Source organism: Chryseobacterium capnotolerans (assembly GCF_021278965.1).
In the GTDB taxonomy this organism is placed as follows: Bacteria; Bacteroidota; Bacteroidia; order Flavobacteriales; family Weeksellaceae; genus Chryseobacterium; species Chryseobacterium capnotolerans.
Genome location: NZ_CP065589.1, coordinates 3,154,815 through 3,172,997, shown reverse-complemented (window position 1 = coordinate 3,172,997; position 18,183 = coordinate 3,154,815). Strand labels below are relative to the sequence as shown.

Sequence of the window (18,183 nt, the reverse complement as noted above, 5' to 3'; positions counted from 1 at the left end):
AAGTTTTTAACACAGTATAACATTGATTTAATCTAAGATAGGGATTATTGTTTCCTAAAATATCCGCCGTAAAGAATACCTCTAGATTGTGTTTCTGTATTTTCTGAAAAATTCCAATAAAAAAACTCCCGAATTCTATTTATCCAGGAGTTTTTATCATTGTTTAGATCTTAAATTATTTAATTATCATCCAAAGCCTTCATAAATTCAATAATATCATCTATTTCAAGTTCAGTTAGCCGCAAAGGAGCATCAGAAAGTGTTTGGTTGTCTACCTTGAATCCGAAACCTTTTCCACCGCCTTTATTGTAAAAATTCATGACCTCTTTCAAGGTTTTATAACCTCCGTTGTGCATATAAGGAGCTGTTTTATGAATATTTCTAAGGGTAGGTGTTTTGAAAGAGTGCTGTAATGCTGCCACTGTTTCATGAAATTTTCCTCTTCCCAGATCATTGTCAAATGTTTTATTTTCTCCATTCATAGCTATTCCCAATACTTCCTGCTCTGTTTTTTTGAAAGTAGGAGGAATAGTACCATTGAATAAAGGAATAAAATGACATATGGCACATTGGGCTTTCCCTACAAATAAATTAAAACCACGCTTTTGACTTTCGGTCATTGCCGATTTATTTCCCCGCATATATTCATCAAAATTGGAATTGAACTTTGCTAAAGAACGTATATAGCTTGCCAATACATTTTGAAGCTGCCACACCTCAGCCTTTTGTGAATGATAAATCTTTTTAAATGCCGCCTGGTAATTTTTATCCTGATTAATTTTGGCAAGAATGATCGTTAAATCACCATGCATTTCTTCTTTGTTAGAGATAACATCCGAACTTTGCCCTTCCAGATCATCTTTCCTCATATCCCAAAACTGTCCATGCTGATAACCGGCATAGTTGAGAGAAGGGGCATTTCTGGCAAGTTCCGAATTTTCAAGCGACATCGATTTTGCAAGACCATCAGTAAAAGCTTTTTCAGGGATGTGGCAGGTTGCACAGCTGCGGTTGTTATTATTTGATAACATATTATCATTAAAAAGCTGATGTCCAAGAGCTGCCTTTTCTTCAGAAAAAGCATATTCTTTTCCAGGAGTGAAAGCATTAGAATTGAAAGCGTTTTTAGAAAAAAGGTAGCGGCATTTTTGTTTAATGCTGTTGTTACCTCTACATCAGGAATTTTTTCCTGATTTTTAAAATCAAGCATCAGGGCAGTGATCTTATTAAGATGATCCGGTATAAAGTTTACATAATCAAATGTATTTTTATCCGTATTTTTTTTCAGAGCTTGTGTTGCTGCATTGATCTCCGTTATAATGCTTTTTTAGAGCTTTATCTTTTGATCTGTCAGTTGATATTTGTTCCAAGGCTTCTCTAATACCTTCCAGAGAAGAAGGGATTTCCTTTAAAAATACTCCGGAAATAGGAGTGTCAAAACCTGATATTCCCAGACTGGAAATTCTGAAAGTTTCCTGCCTCAAAGCATCAAAAACCTGATCTTTGCTAACGGTAATGACCTGGAAATTGGTTTTTATGGTATTGCTTTTATTGATGAGTTTGTTGAGCATTCTGTTTGCCTCATCTTTATTTTCTTTCTGGTAAGGATAAAACATTTCCTCCAAAACTTGTAGTCCTTCAGGTTCTATCTCTGTATGTTCATCCATTTCTATTTCCGGAAGAGCAGGGCCGTTAATGAATCTTGCAGAATGCGGAAGGAAATACTCTATAGCCCATTCCATTTTTTTATAAGTTTTTCTGATACTTTCAAACTTCTCCTGAAGAAGTTTTTCATCAGAGTCCTTAGAAACAAGGGTTTTCAGTTCATTGATTTGTTTTTCAAAATCAGTGTTGGTGGTGATGATTCTGTTTTTCACAGAACCCAGATCTTCATATACTGGCTGCTGTTTCTCACTTTTACAATAGGAAAGAACAAAAAGTGCCGCTGCAGAATATAAAAGAAGAAATATCGGATATTTTGAAAGTTTCTTCATAAGTACGAAAAAGTATCAACAGGAATTTTCTGTTGATACTTTGATTAATATGGAGTATTTACAACTATTTTTCTACGTTTCTGATAATTACAATTTGTCCACCTTCTTTGTTGGTGTTGATTCCGGAGCCGTCAGGATTTTTAAATTTATCCAGCTGCCAGGTGTGAGAGTGGATATTCACAGCAAATGTATTAGGAACTCCGATGATATCAGAAATATCAACCATTGCTCCATATTCCCATGAACCGTACTTCTCAAGGTCTCCGGATTGGTTGTAAGCCGTATTCCATGCAGCATTACCTCTGTTATGTTTCATATTCAGCCATGGCTTATATTGCTTTGTAGCGATATTCAATTGCCAGATATGAGAATCATGTTTGGCTGCTTTGTAATAGGAGTCTCCATCTTCCTGAATGTAAACATAGTTTTCAGTTACACATAAATTATCAGGATTGATCAGGTTATTTCCCGGATCAGAATCTCCTTCTGCCACTACTTCTAATTTTCCTGCCAGCATATTACTGGAGTTAAGAACAAGTTTGTAAACTCTTCCCCACATCGTTAATCCCGGTTTTGGATTTACCCCGTCAGAAGATTCTCCGGTAGCGGTAAAGTAGATCTCTCTTCCTTTTCCCGCTCCTTTTCTGTAATCTACATCTTCAACTCTTGAAAAACGAATGGCGTTATTATCAATATTTTTCTGATTGATTTGAGCTCCGGTAAGGTTTTTAGCGTTAGGAATTTCAACAAACTCTACATCGTAGGAATTTCCTTTCGTCATATCTGTTTCAGTATAATTATTATTGGTTCTTTTCAGAGCATATAATTTTCCGTTGTTAAGGTCTCCCTGAGTATCTGCTACATACATGATCAGCTGTCCTGCAGATTGATGAGAAGAAGAATACGACTGGTCTTCACCAATCAGGATATAAGATTTTCCATTAGAAACATCTTTAGGAAGCGGAACTGCATTTTCCATAGAAGCCTTTCCTAAAGCCGGCTTTACTCTGGTTTTATCTGATGCCTGAGAAGCTGGTGATAATGGATCCAGAGCATGAACCATACTTTCTTCACCAGATTCACCTGCAGTAAGAAACGCACTGAAACCATGAATTTCTGGAGTTGCCAAAGTCGCAGAACACAATCTTGTCATCCCACCGGTTCCATTTAAAATATATTCTCCTTTTACAGGTCTGAACGTTTTATCCAGATATACTCTTGAGACAGATTGTTTGATCTCATGGTTGGTAATCATCAGATAACCATCGGATTTAGGGTCTTTCATGATTCCCATTCCGTCCGGCTGGCCTCCAAAAACAAAATCAGGAGAGCCTGAAAGAATATCAGAACTGGAAATAAGCGTGGTAATATTTAAGTTTTCAAAACCAGTCATTCCATACACAAAAGCCGACTCTTTAGAGAAATTTTCAATTTTGATTTTGTCATTGACAGGAGTATTATTATCGCTGTTATTGTCTTCATTACAGCTTTGAAAAGCAAGTGCAGCAAAGACTAAAGCTCCAATAGTTTTGTTAATTTTCATAATTACTTTTTTTGAATTTCGATTATGACAAAACTAAAGGCTTAGTGTTAATTAGACTTTACGGGGAGAAAACAAATAGTTTAAGATTAGGTAGAGGTTTGTTAAGGAATAGTCAATAATTAGAATGGATATAAATAAAAAACACCTGAATGGATTCATTCAGGTGTTTTTCAATATGTTGAAGTATTTTTTATTAAACATTCAAAGCCTTCTGATAAGCATTTTCCAATCCATCAAGGTTTTTACCTCCAGCTGTTGCGAAACCTGGATTTCCACCTCCGCCACCTTGGATTTCTTTAGCAAGATCCTTTACAATAGCTCCTGCCTGATAGTCTGCTGCCAGATCATCGGAAACTCCTACCGTAATCATTGGCTTACCATCAGCATTAGAAAGAATGATCGTCACCGAAGTTGGGATCTCTTTCTTCAACTGGAATACAATATCTTTAACAGATCCAGCATCTAAAGAAGTCTTTTTACCAATAACTGTTTGTTACCTTTCTGCTCATAAGCATTTTTCCAGTCACCAATTTCTCCTTTTGCTTTTTCCTTTTAAAAGAATCTACTTCAGCTTTTAATGAAGCATTTTCCTCCATTAATTTCTCGATAGATCTTACCACATCTTTAGATTTCAGTAATTGAGAAAGTTCAATGATCTGTTTTTCAAGACTCTTGAAATATTCCTCAGATTTATCTCCTGAGATGGCTTCAATCCTTCTGATCCCTGCTGCTGCAGATCCTTCAGAAGTAATTTTGAAATGACCGATTTCGCTGGTGTTTTTTACGTGAGTTCCTCCGCAAAGTTCCTTAGAACTTCCGAATTGGATCATTCTCACATTGTCACCATATTTTTCACCAAATAAAGCCATTGCTCCTTTCTCCAAAGCTTCCTTAATCGGGATGCTTCTGAATTCCTGTAATGCAATGCTTTCTTTGATCTTGTGGTTTACTTTTTCTTCAATTAAAGCAATTTCTTCTTCAGTCATTTTATTAAAGTGAGAGAAGTCGAAACGAAGATAATCAGGACCTACGTAAGAACCTTTTTGCTCTACGTGAGTTCCCAGAACATCTCTTAATGCCTCATGTAAAAGGTGAGTTACAGAGTGATTACCCTGAGAGTTCTTTCTATCTGTTGCATTTACTTTAGCATAGAAAACCGCACCTGCATCTTTTGGAAGACCATTAATCAAAGAAATGATCAATCCATTTTCTTTTTTAGTTTCCAATACTTCGAAGCTTTCAGTAGCGTTTTCAAGGACACCCTTGTCACCAACCTGTCCACCACCTTCAGGGTAGAAAGGAGAGTTGCTGAGTACCACTTGGTAAAATTCTCCGTCTTTATTTTCTACTTTTCTGTATCTTGTAATAGAAGTTTCAGACTCAATCTGGTCGTATCCCACAAATGTTTCAGGCTTTTCTTCTACAATAACCCAATCGTATACTTTCTGAGCAGAATCCGCTTTTGAACGAAGTTTTTGCTTCTCCATTTCAGCCTCAAAACCTTTTTCATCAATCGTTAATCCTTTTTCCTCAGCAATAATTCTTGTTAAGTCATCAGGGAAACCATAGGTGTCATACAATTCGAAAACCTCTTCACTTGGTAATACTTTCAAGTTATCAGCAATCGTCTGTTGAATTAATTTATCAACTCTGATCAGACCGTTTTCAATCGTTTTTAAGAATGAATCTTCTTCACTTTTGATGACTTCTGTTACCAAAGTTCCTTGCTTTTCAAGCTCAGGGAAGAAAGCTCCCATTTGTTCCTGAAGAACAGCAACCAATTTGTAAAGGAAAGGTTCTTTCATATCTAAGAATCGATAAGAATAAGAAATTCCTCTTCTCAAAATTCTTCTGATAACGTAACCGGCTCCTCCGTTTGAAGGCAATTGTCCGTCTGCAATTGCAAAAGAAACTGCTCTGATGTGATCAACCACCACACGAATGGCAATATCTTTTTCATCTTCTAAAATTCCGGTATATTTTTTTCCTGAAAGTTCTTCAACTTTAGCAATTAGCGGAGTGAAAACATCAGTATCATAGTTGGAAGATTTCCCTTGAAGTGCCATACAAAGACGCTCAAAGCCCATTCCTGTATCTACGTGTTGAGCAGGTAATTTTTCCAGAGAACCATCAGCTTTTCTGTTAAATTCCATGAAAACGAGGTTCCAAACTTCTACTACTTGAGGGTGATCATTGTTCACCAGTTCCAAACCAGAAACTTTAGCTTTTTCTTCAGGAGTTCTTAAATCGATATGGATTTCCGAACAAGGTCCACAAGGTCCGCTTGCGCCCATTTCCCAGAAGTTATCCTTTTTATTTCCGTTGATGATTCTATCCTCTGCAATATGAGATTTCCAGAAATTATAAGCATCCTGGTCTCTGTTAAGGTTTTCAGATGCATCCCCTTCAAAAATGGTTACATATAAATTCTCTTTTGGTATTCCGTATACTTCAGTCAGTAATTCCCAGGCAAAAGCAATAGCCTCCTTTTTGAAGTAATCCCCGAAAGACCAGTTCCCCAACATTTCAAACATGGTGTGGTGGTAAGTATCTCTACCTACATCATCCAAATCATTGTGCTTTCCTGAAACTCTCAAACACTTCTGTGTATCGGCTATTCTTGGGGCCGTAGGGGTTTTGTAGCCAAGGAAAAAATCCTTGAACTGCGTCATTCCTGAGTTGGAAAACATAAGGGTAGGGTCGTCTTTCAGCACAATAGGAGCTGAAGGAACGATAAGGTGCTCCTTACTTTTAAAATAGTCTAAAAATTTTTGACGTATCTCTTGTGATGTCATAGTATTGCTTTTGCTTTTTTTAATATCAAATTTTGATAAGATGCAAATTTAAGATTTTTAGGTGATTTAATATTCAATATTTCATATTTTCAAGGATGTTTTATCAAATGCCGGACATAATAATTATCTACACAAAGGAATATATTGATAATATCATGTCTGTAAAATCATTAATTTTTTTTTAACGCAAGGACACAACGTTTTTGAATAATCTCCTGCGTTATTTTTTCCCACAAATTTACAAATACCCTTATTCGTTGCGAATACAACAGTGTATAATTTTATCGCAGATAAAAATCTTGCGCCTTAAAAACATACACATCTATTTAAAATTCTTTGCGTTTTTGCGCTTTCCAACAAAAAATATCAAAATTGAAAAGAACGGTCATCCAGAATATTTTTGTTCATTTCCATTTAACTTATTACCTTCGTTAAGATCTGAAATAAGATAAAACATACTTACAAATGATGGAAAACGAAATTCTGAAAAGCTGGATAGACCAATACTCCGGACCGCTTTTGAAGAAAGCTTTATATATGCTTTCCAATAAAGAAGATGCCCAAGATGTGGTTCAGGATGTTTTTATTGCAGCCTTTTCCAATTATGATTCTTTTGAAGGAAAGAGCCAGCCACTCACTTGGCTTATGGCTATTCTTCAGAGAAAAATTGCTGATTTTTACCGGAAAAAATATAAATCTGAGCCTAATATAAGGCTGGATCACTTTTTTGATGAGTCTGGTTCATGGAAAAATAATGACGTTTTGAATGACTGGAATGTTTCCACTGAATCCGAACTGTTAGACAATCAGGAATTTAATAAAACACTTGAAGAATGTATCGAAGAATTACCCGCCAAATGGAAAATTTTATTGAAAATGTATTACATTGAAGAAAAAAAAAGCATCTGATGTGAGTCAGGAATTGAATGTTTCTACGACTAACCTTTGGAAAATCCTTCAACGAACCCGTATGCAATTGAGAGAATGTCTGGAGTTTAACTGGTTTTCAAAATTATAATTAAAATGCTTAAAAAGATATTACATATTCTGTTTTTGCCATGCAAAGAAGCCACTTTGCTGATGGAAAAACGTAATGCCCAAACAATCTCTGCCAAAGAAAACAGGAGATTGAGCCTTCATATTGCTATCTGTAAATGGTGTAAGGCCTATAATGAAAAACTGAAGTTGCTGGATAAGATTTTCAGAAAAACACTTACAGAAAAAAATGCTGAAATTAATGAATCTGAAATTCAGGATTTTAAAAATAAAATGATTGAAAAATTAGATTTTTAAGAAAATTTTGTCAGGATTTTGAAATAGTACCGACTATCCTTTTGAAAATGATAAAAGTATTAATTCAAAATCTAAAAAAATGATCGGAACAGCACATCAATCGGATAAAAATCAATCAACGTATTCCCTGGGATATTATATTTCTCTTTTCGGAGCAGCGCTTATATTGCTTTGGATAGGAATCTTCAAATTTACTCCTACTGAAGCAGCAGCTATAAAACCTTTGGTGGAAAACCATTTCTTAACTTTTTTCGTATATAAGATTATGAGCGCTCAGACAGTGTCAAATCTTATCGGAGCGATAGAAATTATCATTGCTTTATTACTGATATTTAGTGCGAAATTTGCTGTACTAAAAGATATGCAGGAATAGGAATGATTGTTACTTTTCTGGTGACATTAAGCTATTTGTTTACCACTCCGGGAATGTGGAAAGTAGTGGATGGAATTCCTGTTACAGACTTTTTTATATTGAAGGATCTGATGCTTTTAGGATTTGGATTCATGGTATTACAAAATAAAAAATAATGAATAAAAAGCTAAATATGAAAAATATATTAATTGTACTCGGGATTATTCTGGGTATTGCAGTCTTTGCTGCTGGGAGTGGGCTTTTTAAAAAGAATAAGCCCATTGAAACAGACGTAAAAAAAGAAAAACAGGAAATTATGGATAATAGAAACGTAAGGGAAATTTATTTTGCGGGTGGATGTTTTTGGGGAACAGAACATTTCTTTCAGCAGATTCGTGGAGTTGTAGGAACAGAAGTTGGTTATGCTAACGGGAAGACTCAGAATCCTACCTATGAAGAAGTGGTAAGTCATACAACAGGCTTTGCAGAAACAGTGAAAGTGAAATATGATCCTGAGCAAGTGGACTTGAAACTGTTGATCGATCTGTATTTTAAAACTATTGATCCTACCAGCCTTAATCAGCAGGGAAATGACAGAGGTGACCAATACAGAACAGGAATTTATTATATCGATAAAGCTGATGAAGCTCTTGTAAAAAATGAAGTTCAGAAGCTGGCAAAAGGATATAGCAAACCTGTTGTAGTAGAAACTACTGCTTTGAAGAATTTCTATAAAGCCGAAGACTATCATCAGGATTATTTAGATAAAAACCCGGGCGGCTATTGCCATATTGAACCGGGACTTTTTGAAATGGCGAAGAAAGCAAACCCACTTCCAAAAGCGACAACCTATCAAAAGCAGGATAAAAAGGTTCTAAAGGAAAAACTTAGTGCAGAACAATATAATGTAACACAGGAAAATGGAACAGAAAGAGCTTTTCAAAATGAATACTGGAACGAAACCCGTGAGGGAATTTATGTAGACATCACAACAGGAGAGCCTTTGTTTGTCTCAACAGACAAATTTGAATCAGGTTGTGGATGGCCAAGTTTCTCAAAACCAATTACCAAAGGACTTATTGATGAAAAGCTGGATCGTACCCACGGAATGACAAGGGTAGAAGTAAGAAGTAAAACCGGAGACGCTCACTTAGGACATCTTTTTACAGATGGACCAGAGGATAAAGGAGGACTTCGCTACTGTATCAACAGTGCTTCCCTGAAGTTTATCCCCAAAGCGGAGATGGAAACAAAAGGATACGGAAAATATCTTCCGTTGTTAGATAAAAAGTAAATTGAAAGGAAGGCTGCCGAATGGCAGCCTTTTATTTTAGTTGGATCTGTATAGTTGAAATCTTTCTTTAATGCTCAACATGGAAATATTAATAAATACAAGAAAACCAAAAATCATATAAAAAGACTGCTTTGGGAGTTTTGCAAAAGATTTTAATTGATCAAAGCCAGTATATTGATTTTCTTCTTTATAAATAATGTCGGGCCCAACTGAACAGATATTTTCATGTATATGTTTATTAGGATCAACATATTCATGAATAGCAAAAATGTGGCCTGTTGCTCCTATATCAGCACAAAAGGTTTCCTGTTTAGAAAGATTCATTACATTTATAATGACTATGAAATCTTCATAACTATTCTTGTCATTGATTATAAATTCAATGCCTGATTCTTTCTCATTTCTTGCCTGCAATTCTTTAAGTTCAGAAATATAAATTTTTTGGTTTTGAATAGCTGTATTGGGTTTAACTACAATTTTTTTGTAATTCCAATTTCTATAGGGTTCGAAAGTATTGTCAAAATTTCTATTGGGCCTGATTTTACTAGGTATTCCCAGATCCACCACTGTATATTGAGGGTGAACCCTTTGATTTCCGTAATACCACAATAGGAGAGGAATTAATATAGCACTGATTAATCCCGGAGCGTAGTATATTTTTTTCATGGCTGGTTTTTCGACAAGAATGAAAATATTAAGCCAAAAAAGTGATCCGAATACGAACCACTTTAAAAAAAAATAAATATTTTAATTCTTCAATCTTTAAATTGTAAATATTGCGATCTACCAGTCCCTTTTTCTCAAAATCCAATACGATCCGAATATAAAAATAGCACACCACACCAGGCAAGCGATAAGGCTTTCCGTAGGGTAGTGGAATTCATATTTTAGCCCCATCATTTTGGCCATATCCAGTCTGATCATCGGATTAGGAACAAGGTTGGACATACTCTCCAGTGGTAAAAGATGCGAAATGAAAAAATCATTCTGAAGAGCCTCATTTCTTTGGGGTCCCTGCATTCCTTTTACCTTTGAATAGACTTCAAGAGCCTTTAAAATTCCCTCACCAATCCAGAAAATAAAGAGAGCAAGAAATACAAAGACAGATTTTCTCAACAAAATGGAAAGGAACATGAGGAAACAGAAGAACGTAAATAGTTTTACCAGGTAATTTCCAATAAAGAAAATCTCAGCAAAAACCTTTGTAGATTCCGTTGTGTTCGAATATTGATATCCCAGAAACAAAGTAATTCCCAATACAATGGCTGTTGAAACAATAGTGAAAATACTTATGGTCAACAATTTTGAAGTGATGAATTCCTTTCTGCTTAATCCATCAATCGTATTCTGTTTAAACATTCGGTTGCTGAATTCCTGTGAAATAGAGAAGACAATGATTAATCCCAGGAAAATTTTCAGTAAAGCAACAATCCATGTGGTAAAATTCCAAATTTCGGGGAAATTATAAATCCCTTGTTCCTTTAAGTTAATTGTTCCTCCAAAAATATCAAAGTCAACCAATCCAATGAAAAGCAATGCAATAAGAATAACAAAATAAAGTATGGTAAAAACCTTAAACGGTTGATAGTTCAGGTTTTTATAATATTCCAGTTTTAATAATTTTATCATGATTAATTGGTGTTTTTTACAAGTTCAAGGAATTGAGATTCAAGAGATAGCTTTTTCTTGGTCAAATGGGAAAGATAGATTCCTTTCTCTGCCAGTTTCTGATTCATTGCCGAAGCTGAAACAGAAGCATCATCACGGATCTGGGCTTTAATAAGATCACCTTCCTGATTGATGGAAGAGAACCACTGAAGCTCGTTAAGAGCATTTAATAGCAAGGTGTTATTATCTGCTTTCAGTTCGAAATATCCATTGTTGGAAGTCATTTCATCCACTCTTCCACAATAAATGGAATTTCCTTCTTTTAATACAATCACGTGACTACAGATCTTCTCAATTTCATCCAGAAGATGGCTTGCAATGATAATGGTGATCCCCTGTTTGGCAATATCGCTGATGATTTCTCTGATCTGAATGATTCCTTCAGGATCTAATCCGTTGGTAGGTTCATCTAAAATCATCACATCAGGATTGTTCAGCATTGCCGATGCAATGGCAAGACGCTGTTTCATTCCCAAAGAAAAAGTTTTGAAAGTATCTTTTCTTCTTTCATACAGATTAACGGTCTTCAGTACTTCGTCAATCCTTGAATAGGGTGTTTGCTTAATTTCAGCGACAATCTTAAGGTTGGTTTCTGCAGTTAGATAAGGATAAAAATTAGGCTGCTCGATAATCGCTCCGATCCTTTTCAATGTATCTGGATCAGTTCCTTTTTTTCCAAACCAAAACCAGTCTCCGCTGGTAGGATTGATTGTTGAAAGCAGCATTCCGAAAGTAGTGGATTTCCCACTTCCGTTCGGACCTAAAAGGCCATAAACATTTCCTCTTTCGACATCAAAAGAAATATTGTTGACCACAACTCTTTTGAATTTCTTCGTCAAATTTTTTACTGATAAAATCTTTTCCATGTAATTTGTTTTACATAGTAGTAGTCTATATAAAATAGATAATGTTACAGAATTATCATAAATCAATATTAATTTATGTACAAATACATTAAATTTGATAGAATTAATCAACAGTTATGAAGCTAATTGAACTCGCAGAAGAACTGAATGTCTCTGCAGAAGCCATTAAACAGTTTATACAGGATTTTGACCTTGAACTGGTAGACTGTGTCAGTACCAACTTTGAAGTGAAAGAAGATTTTGAAAAATTTGCCCGTGAAAATGTAGACTTTTTGAGATTATACGAAAAGGATCTGGACAAGAATAAAACACTGGAACAGATTGCTGAAGTGATCAATCAACCGAAAGAGAAAGTTGAGAAAGCGATCAAAGATAATAATCCTAACATTTTTGACAATGGCTTTTTCAAATCTTCCATTTCAAGTTACGGTATTGATAATAAACTGGGTGGAAATTACCAGTTTGTATATGACTATTTCGGAAATAAAACCAGCTTGCAGCAAAGAGATTTTATAGGCTACAGAGATTTGTTTTTCTATACATCAGCGGTTCTTGAACCATTTTTAAACCCGCAGCAGATCAAAGATTGGGGCATCAATAAACCGGCAGGCATTATTCTATATGGCCCTCCCGGAAGTGGTAAGATTTTCTGGGCGAATAAGATTGCTGAAATTATAGGTTATCAGTTCAAAGAAGTAAAAAAACATTATCTGGGAACTTCATTAATTGACGGGAATCAGATCAATTTCAGTGACTTTCTTTTAACGATGATGAAAGAAAATAAAATGCTGCTTTTCCTTGATGATTTTGATGAGATCATGATGCAAAGAAAAGCAGATAACGATATTGCATCCTGTAATCTGGAAGCCCAGGAGCTTATTCTGCATTATATTGCAAAATTTGAGAAAGAAGGGGTATTGATGGTTGGTTCAGCCAATTCTGTATCTGAAATTGATGAAGAAATTTTAGCTCCCGGAAGATTTGATGTCATGATTCCTATATTTCCACCTAATGCCTCAGAACGTTCAGAAATTATCCTATATGCGATGACCAGAGGGCTTGAAGAAGATTCTCTATTATACAAAATACTTAAAAATAACAAAGCAGACAAAGTCCCTTTCTGGCATGAAGTTTCTTCAAGGATGAAGGCTTTCAGCAATACTATGCTGATTGATTTTACCCAAAGTTTAAAGAAAAGGATCAAAAACCTTTATCAAAGAACCCGAAATGAAAAGCTGAAAATTGATCAGAAGCTTATCAACGGAGCATTAAGAGATGCTGGAGCAAAGCTTACAGAGGAATATCTTGATCAGGTAGCTCGCTTTTTAGCAGATGTTATTATTAATAATTTTGATGAATTTCAATTTAGAATCCAGGCTCTAAGAAAAGAGCTTGAAACTTATAAGGTAGTTGAGGAGCCCAGACGAGCAATTGGGTTTCATCACAACGGCGAGAAGGAAGAGTAGGCAGGATTCAGGGTACGAGATACGAGGTTCGGGATGCGAGTTATGAAATGTTAACACATCAGTAACTAAAATTGTAATACTTCATAAACCTCTTTGTCTATTATCTCTCCGTCTTATGCCTTTATTACCATCTATTACTCATCACTCATCACTCATCACTCATCACTCATTACTCATGATCAGCATTTGGGAACAGGAAACTTTTTATCGTAAAAGAGATATTGTCATTATTGGGGCTGGATTTTCCGGACTTTGGACGGCGATTTCTATTAAAGAGAAGTCTCCTGAAAAATCCGTGTTAATTATTGAAAGAAATACTGTTCCATTAGGAGCCTCAACACGAAATGCGGGTTTTGCTTGCTTTGGAAGTCTTACAGAAGTGATTGCTGATGCTCAGAAAATGGGTTGGGAAAAGACATTGGATCTTGTCAGAATGAGGTTCGAAGGTCTTCAGAAGATCAGACAGTATTTTAAAAATGAGGAAATAGATTTTGAACTCAGCGGAGGGTATGAAATAGTGAATAATGAAGAATCTCTGCAACAATTAAATGAAGCAAATGAAAAGCTTAAGTCTATAACCGGACTTGAAGAAACCTATTCTTTACAACAGGACAAAATAAATGATTTTGGACTAGGGAGATCTAAGTTTCTCATTGAAAATCCATGTGAAGGAAGTTTGCATTCCGGAAAACTGCTACAGAAGCTTTTAGAAAAATGTCAAGAGTTGAATGTTGAGTTTTTGTTTGGATCTGAAGTGAAAAATATTAATGAAACTTCTGATGAGGTTAAAATTGATCTTTCAGAAGGAATTACTGTAAAAGCAGATCAGTTAATTCATTGCACCAATGCTTTCAGTTCAAAATTTCTGGAAAAGGAAGATATAGTTCCTGTCCGTGGACAAATTCTACTGACTGAACCTATAGAAAATTTAAAATTAAAAGGAACTTTCCATTATGATGAAGGCTTTTATTACTTCCGAAACTTAGGAAACCGTGTGTTGCTGGGCGGTGGAAGAAACCAGGATTTTAAGACGGAAGAAACTATAGCTTTTGAAACCACAGAATTTCTGCAACATCACTTAGAAAATTTCCTACAGGAAGTTATTCTTCCTAATCAGGAATTTAAGATCGCATTACGATGGTCAGGAATTATGGCCATGGGAAGTGAGAAAACACCAATCGTGAAGAGGCTTTCAGAAAGACAACTTTGTGCAGTACGACTTTCAGGAATGGGAGTAGCATTGGCTCCTAAAGTTGGGGAGATGATTACCATTATGATTTAAAATAAAATGAAATATTTACCTTTTGAACGTATTATTTACAGAACAAATTTATCCCAACAGGAAATCATAAAAAGACTTTCGGATTTTGTTGAACCGAAAAAATTTAGCTTTAGAAGGAATCATTCTGTCAAAGATTATGAAGGCTCTGTGGATACTGACAGTTTTGATATCAGCAGAGTCATCAATTACAGAAATTCATTTTTGCCTCAGATCTACGGAATTATTCAAAAAAATAATGACAGAACAGAAATTCGGGTGACTATGAGCTTGGATGGGTTTGTATTTCTCTTTACAATAGCATGGTGTTTAATGGCATCCTCTTTCTTTGTTATTGTATTGATGAAGGGAATAAGAGACAAAGGAATAACAATAGAATTTTTTATTCCTCTCGTAATGCTGCTGTTTATGTATGTACTAACTATGGTAGGCTTCAAAATAGAAAGTAAAAAGTCAAAAGAATATTTGAGGAAAATCTTTGAAGCAGAAATAATAAATGAGAGTAAATGATAGACGCATAAATGAGAGATCTGATATAAGTATTCAATTTAAAATGTTAAATAAGATTGAGTATCAACAGCCAACCTTCAATTATAAGTAAAAGAATAAGAACTTTAAACCTTAAACCTTGAACTCTTAGTTTTCCACTCTGAAAGAAATCACTTATTTTTGCACAAAAGAATAAATCGTGATCAACAACGACCAGATAAAAGAAGTTCAATCCAGAATTGAAGACTTACACAGATATTTACAGATTGAAAAAAAGAAGATCGAAATAGCCAATGATGATGAAAAAACAGCGGCTCCTGAGTTTTGGGATAATCCTAAAACCGCAGAAGCTTTCCTGAAACAGCTTCGTTCCAAGAAAAAATGGGTAGAAAGTTATGATGAGATTCATACCCAATTTGAAGATTTACAGGTATTAGCCGACTTTGCTAAAGAAGATCCTGATTCAGAAAAGGAACTGGATGAAACCTTCCCACAATTAGTAGAAAAGATTGACGATCTTGAGTTCAAGAATATGCTTTCTAATGAAGGAGATGAACTGTCTGCAGTTCTTCAGATCACTGCCGGAGCCGGAGGAACAGAAAGTTGTGACTGGGCATCCATGCTGATGAGAATGTATACCATGTGGGCAGAAAAACAAGGGTATAAGATCCGTGAACTGAATTTCCAGGAAGGTGATGTAGCCGGAGTGAAAACCGTTACCCTTGAAATAGAAGGTGAATTTGCTTTCGGATATTTAAGAGGGGAGAACGGAGTGCATCGTTTGGTAAGAATTTCACCTTTTGATTCCAATGCAAAACGTCATACCAGCTTCGTTTCCGTATATGTTTATCCTTTAGTAGATGATACCATCGAAATTAATATTAATCCAGCTGATATATCTTTTGAAACGATGAGGTCTTCCGGAGCCGGAGGACAGAACGTCAACAAGGTAGAAACGGCCGTACGTCTTCGTCACGCACCTACCGGAATTATCATTGAAAACTCAGAATCCCGTTCTCAGCTTCAGAACAAAGAAAAAGCAATGCAGCTCTTACGTTCCAGATTATATGAAATGGAATTGGAAGAACGTATGAAGGCAAGAAATGAGATTGAAGCCAACAAAATGAAAATCGAGTGGGGAAGCCAAATCAGAAACTACGTAATGCATCCTTATAAATTGGTAAAAGATGTACGCTCAGGCCATGAAACCTCAGATGTGGACGCTGTAATGAACGGAAATATCACTCCTTTCCTTAAAGCATTCCTGATGGCCGATGGGACCGCAGTTTCTGATGATGACCTCGACCTATAAATATCATGTGAAATTTTAGTTAAAATCTTATAATTAATTTTTGTTTCAGATATTTTAGACTTATTTTTGTTGTTCATCAATATATATGGAAGATTTCAATAGCTGGAAGGATTTATTAAACCCGGAGTTTTATATTAAAATGGGAGGGTTTTGGCTTATTTTATTTATTGTGTTTGCTGAAACAGGTCTTTTTGTAGGATTTTTCCTGCCCGGAGATTCACTATTATTCGTTTCAGGAATATATGCCGTTGAAATCATCAAAGAAACATTCGGTTCCACAGGAAGTGATTTCTTAGACACAACAATTTTGGCCTCGGGAGTAGCGCTTGCTGCTATTGTAGGAAATGAAGTAGGGTATTATTTCGGAAGAAAAGCAGGACCTGCTTTGTATAAAAGACCGGATTCAATGCTTTTTAAGAAGAAATATCTGTATCAGGCTCATGATTTCTTTGAAAAACATGGGGCATTAGCAATCATTATGGCGAGATTCTTACCTGTGGTGAGAACTTTTACCCCGATTGTAGCAGGAATCGTAAAAATGAACAAAAAAGAATTCCTAAGGGATAATATTATTGGAGCAGTTCTGTGGTCATTTATTCTGATTTTTGCAGGACATTATCTTGATAAACTTTTCATGGAGCAGTTTAATATCAACCTGAAGGAAAAATTAGAATACATTATCATTGTCATTGTATTGATAACAACACTTCCGGTAATTATCAAATTCATGTTCGGAAAGAAAGAAGATTTTTCTAAATACGAAAACAAAGATTTTGAATAGAATTCAAATCAACTAAACATAATAAGGCTGCCTCACTTAGAGATAGCCTTTTTTATTAGCCACGAATGTAGGAATTCTTTTAGTGGTTTATTCGTGGTATAGGTTTATGTATGATATAGGCTTAAAAGATATTTATTTATTGATCCAATCCAGGATATTCGGATAAATAATGCTATCTCTTTTTCTTTTGCTGAAAAATCTTGGAGCATGACCTGTTTTTTTCATAAAAATAAATTTGTGGGGAACATTCATATGAGTCAATGCGGAATCCATAGCAATACCTTGATGCTGATTCACCAAAAAGTCCTGATTTCCCTGGAATAATAGGGTAGGAACTTTGGTAATATTGGCAATGGGACTAGCTTCTTTAAAGGCTTCAGAGAAATGTTTACGGTCAAATTTAGTTCCTACAACCTTTTGAATTGTAGGAGAGGTATATTTAGAATAAAAGGAATTAAGATATTCAGAGCTGTAAAAATCTGTAGGACCACTTAAAGAAATTATCTTTTTAATCTGATCCGGGTGCTGATAACCATAGAGGAGAGCAAGATGCCCGCCGGCACTTTCGCCAAGAATAATATAATTATTAGGTTGCAGTTCTGCTTTTTCTGCTAAAGAATTGAACTTTTCAACAGCAAGACCAATATCTTCCAGCTGTTGTTTATAGGTGATTTTTTTCTTTTGAGAAACCAATCGGTAATTGATGTTGATACTTGGAATTTTATTTTGAAAAAGCATTTTCTGAATCTGGATCATGTGTTCCTTTTTTCCCAATGTCCAGGCTCCACCATGTACAATAAGAACTACAGGAGAATTTACAGGGTAATCTTTAGGAAGGAAAACATCCATTTTCTGTCTTTTGTGTTCCCCATATTTTAAGTTATAGATCTTCTGTTGACCGTCAGGACCTACCCAAACTCTAAATTTTGTATTACAGGATTGCAAAAGGAAACTGATGCATCCCATAACGAAAAAATGATACCTGAGAATGAGCTTTTTCATAGATTAAATGTACAGAAAAAGAAGGTGTAAAGCTAAAGAAAACAGATGA

Annotated in this window: 14 protein-coding genes and 3 pseudogenes; 9 read left to right on the top strand and 8 right to left on the bottom strand. The window is 35.4% G+C overall.

Annotated features, from left to right (window positions below; genetic code table 11):
* Window positions 1-179: 179 nt before the first annotated feature.
* From H5J24_RS15140 to alaS, 4 genes and pseudogenes are all read right to left on the bottom strand, one after another.
* Window positions 180-1,157, bottom strand: a complete 978-nt coding sequence (locus H5J24_RS15140; protein WP_283250797.1) for a cytochrome-c peroxidase — start codon at window positions 1,155-1,157, stop codon at window positions 180-182.
* Window positions 1,158-1,268: 111 nt separating this feature from the next.
* Entirely contained in the window at window positions 1,269-1,994 is a 726-nt protein-coding gene (locus tag H5J24_RS15135) for a hypothetical protein (protein WP_232815635.1), read from the bottom strand.
* Between the two features lie 64 nt (window positions 1,995-2,058).
* Complete coding sequence (locus H5J24_RS15130) at window positions 2,059-3,537, bottom strand: PhoX family protein (RefSeq protein ID WP_068942222.1); 1,479 nt, start codon at window positions 3,535-3,537, stop codon at window positions 2,059-2,061.
* 193 nt (window positions 3,538-3,730) lie between these two features.
* A pseudogene (alaS, locus tag H5J24_RS15125) lies at window positions 3,731-6,332 on the bottom strand (alanine--tRNA ligase).
* Window positions 6,333-6,797: 465 nt separating this feature from the next.
* On the opposite strand from alaS, the pseudogene H5J24_RS15120 reads away from it, so the two are divergent.
* The 4 genes and pseudogenes from H5J24_RS15120 (at window position 6,798) to msrB (ending at window position 9,271) form a co-directional block, all read left to right on the top strand.
* Window positions 6,798-7,350 (top strand): annotated as a pseudogene (locus H5J24_RS15120) (sigma-70 family RNA polymerase sigma factor).
* A 5-nt stretch (window positions 7,351-7,355) separates the two neighbouring features.
* Complete coding sequence (locus H5J24_RS15115) at window positions 7,356-7,625, top strand: hypothetical protein (protein WP_068942228.1); 270 nt, start codon at window positions 7,356-7,358, stop codon at window positions 7,623-7,625.
* Window positions 7,626-7,704: 79 nt separating this feature from the next.
* Window positions 7,705-8,153 (top strand): annotated as a pseudogene (locus tag H5J24_RS15110) (DUF417 family protein).
* 17 nt (window positions 8,154-8,170) lie between these two features.
* On the top strand, window positions 8,171-9,271 hold the full coding sequence (msrB, locus tag H5J24_RS15105) for a peptide-methionine (R)-S-oxide reductase MsrB (protein ID WP_068945019.1): 1,101 nt from the start codon (window positions 8,171-8,173) through the stop codon (window positions 9,269-9,271).
* A 36-nt stretch (window positions 9,272-9,307) separates the two neighbouring features.
* Here msrB and H5J24_RS15100 read toward each other — a convergent pair whose 3' ends face one another.
* The 3 genes from H5J24_RS15100 to H5J24_RS15090 all read right to left on the bottom strand — a co-directional run bounded on the left by H5J24_RS15100 (window position 9,308) and on the right by H5J24_RS15090 (window position 11,805).
* The gene (locus H5J24_RS15100) at window positions 9,308-9,937 is read right to left on the bottom strand and encodes a hypothetical protein (RefSeq protein ID WP_068942232.1); all 630 of its coding nucleotides are present in this window, start codon (window positions 9,935-9,937) and stop codon (window positions 9,308-9,310) included.
* A 117-nt stretch (window positions 9,938-10,054) separates the two neighbouring features.
* On the bottom strand, window positions 10,055-10,900 hold the full coding sequence (locus H5J24_RS15095) for an ABC transporter permease (RefSeq protein WP_068942234.1): 846 nt from the start codon (window positions 10,898-10,900) through the stop codon (window positions 10,055-10,057).
* Between the two features lie 2 nt (window positions 10,901-10,902).
* The gene (locus tag H5J24_RS15090) at window positions 10,903-11,805 is read right to left on the bottom strand and encodes an ABC transporter ATP-binding protein (RefSeq protein WP_068942236.1); all 903 of its coding nucleotides are present in this window, start codon (window positions 11,803-11,805) and stop codon (window positions 10,903-10,905) included.
* 116 nt (window positions 11,806-11,921) lie between these two features.
* Between H5J24_RS15090 and H5J24_RS15085 the strand changes: the two genes are divergently transcribed.
* From H5J24_RS15085 to H5J24_RS15065, 5 genes are all read left to right on the top strand, one after another.
* Window positions 11,922-13,271, top strand: a complete 1,350-nt coding sequence (locus H5J24_RS15085) for an AAA family ATPase (protein WP_068942238.1) — start codon at window positions 11,922-11,924, stop codon at window positions 13,269-13,271.
* Between the two features lie 115 nt (window positions 13,272-13,386).
* A complete protein-coding gene (locus H5J24_RS15080) occupies window positions 13,387-14,553 on the top strand; it encodes an NAD(P)/FAD-dependent oxidoreductase (RefSeq protein WP_228407602.1) in 1,167 nt (388 codons plus the stop codon).
* A gap of 6 nt (window positions 14,554-14,559) precedes the next feature.
* On the top strand, window positions 14,560-15,060 hold the full coding sequence (locus H5J24_RS15075) for a hypothetical protein (protein ID WP_068942241.1): 501 nt from the start codon (window positions 14,560-14,562) through the stop codon (window positions 15,058-15,060).
* Window positions 15,061-15,238: 178 nt separating this feature from the next.
* Complete coding sequence (prfB, locus tag H5J24_RS15070; protein WP_068942243.1) at window positions 15,239-16,351, top strand: peptide chain release factor 2; 1,113 nt, start codon at window positions 15,239-15,241, stop codon at window positions 16,349-16,351.
* Window positions 16,352-16,436: 85 nt separating this feature from the next.
* On the top strand, window positions 16,437-17,132 hold the full coding sequence (locus H5J24_RS15065; protein ID WP_068942245.1) for a DedA family protein: 696 nt from the start codon (window positions 16,437-16,439) through the stop codon (window positions 17,130-17,132).
* 132 nt (window positions 17,133-17,264) lie between these two features.
* On the opposite strand, the gene H5J24_RS15060 is transcribed toward H5J24_RS15065, so the two are convergent.
* On the bottom strand, window positions 17,265-18,134 hold the full coding sequence (locus H5J24_RS15060) for an alpha/beta hydrolase (RefSeq protein ID WP_068942247.1): 870 nt from the start codon (window positions 18,132-18,134) through the stop codon (window positions 17,265-17,267).
* Window positions 18,135-18,183: the final 49 nt, after the last annotated feature.

Bases quoted from the DNA above. Each gene is read 5' to 3' on its own strand.
- H5J24_RS15135 (WP_232815635.1), bottom strand. From the start codon at position 1,994: ATGAAGAAACTTTCAAAATATCCGATATTTCTTCTTTTATATTCTGCA.
- H5J24_RS15130 (WP_068942222.1), bottom strand. From the start codon at position 3,537: ATGAAAATTAACAAAACTATTGGAGCTTTAGTCTTTGCTGCACTTGCT.
- H5J24_RS15115 (WP_068942228.1), top strand. From the start codon at position 7,356: ATGCTTAAAAAGATATTACATATTCTGTTTTTGCCATGCAAAGAAGCC.
- msrB (WP_068945019.1), top strand. From the start codon at position 8,171: ATGAAAAATATATTAATTGTACTCGGGATTATTCTGGGTATTGCAGTC.
- H5J24_RS15100 (WP_068942232.1), bottom strand. From the start codon at position 9,937: ATGAAAAAAATATACTACGCTCCGGGATTAATCAGTGCTATATTAATT.
- H5J24_RS15095 (WP_068942234.1), bottom strand. From the start codon at position 10,900: ATGATAAAATTATTAAAACTGGAATATTATAAAAACCTGAACTATCAA.
- H5J24_RS15090 (WP_068942236.1), bottom strand. From the start codon at position 11,805: ATGGAAAAGATTTTATCAGTAAAAAATTTGACGAAGAAATTCAAAAGA.
- H5J24_RS15085 (WP_068942238.1), top strand. From the start codon at position 11,922: ATGAAGCTAATTGAACTCGCAGAAGAACTGAATGTCTCTGCAGAAGCC.
- H5J24_RS15080 (WP_228407602.1), top strand. From the start codon at position 13,387: ATGCCTTTATTACCATCTATTACTCATCACTCATCACTCATCACTCAT.
- H5J24_RS15075 (WP_068942241.1), top strand. From the start codon at position 14,560: ATGAAATATTTACCTTTTGAACGTATTATTTACAGAACAAATTTATCC.
- H5J24_RS15065 (WP_068942245.1), top strand. From the start codon at position 16,437: ATGGAAGATTTCAATAGCTGGAAGGATTTATTAAACCCGGAGTTTTAT.
- H5J24_RS15060 (WP_068942247.1), bottom strand. From the start codon at position 18,134: ATGAAAAAGCTCATTCTCAGGTATCATTTTTTCGTTATGGGATGCATC.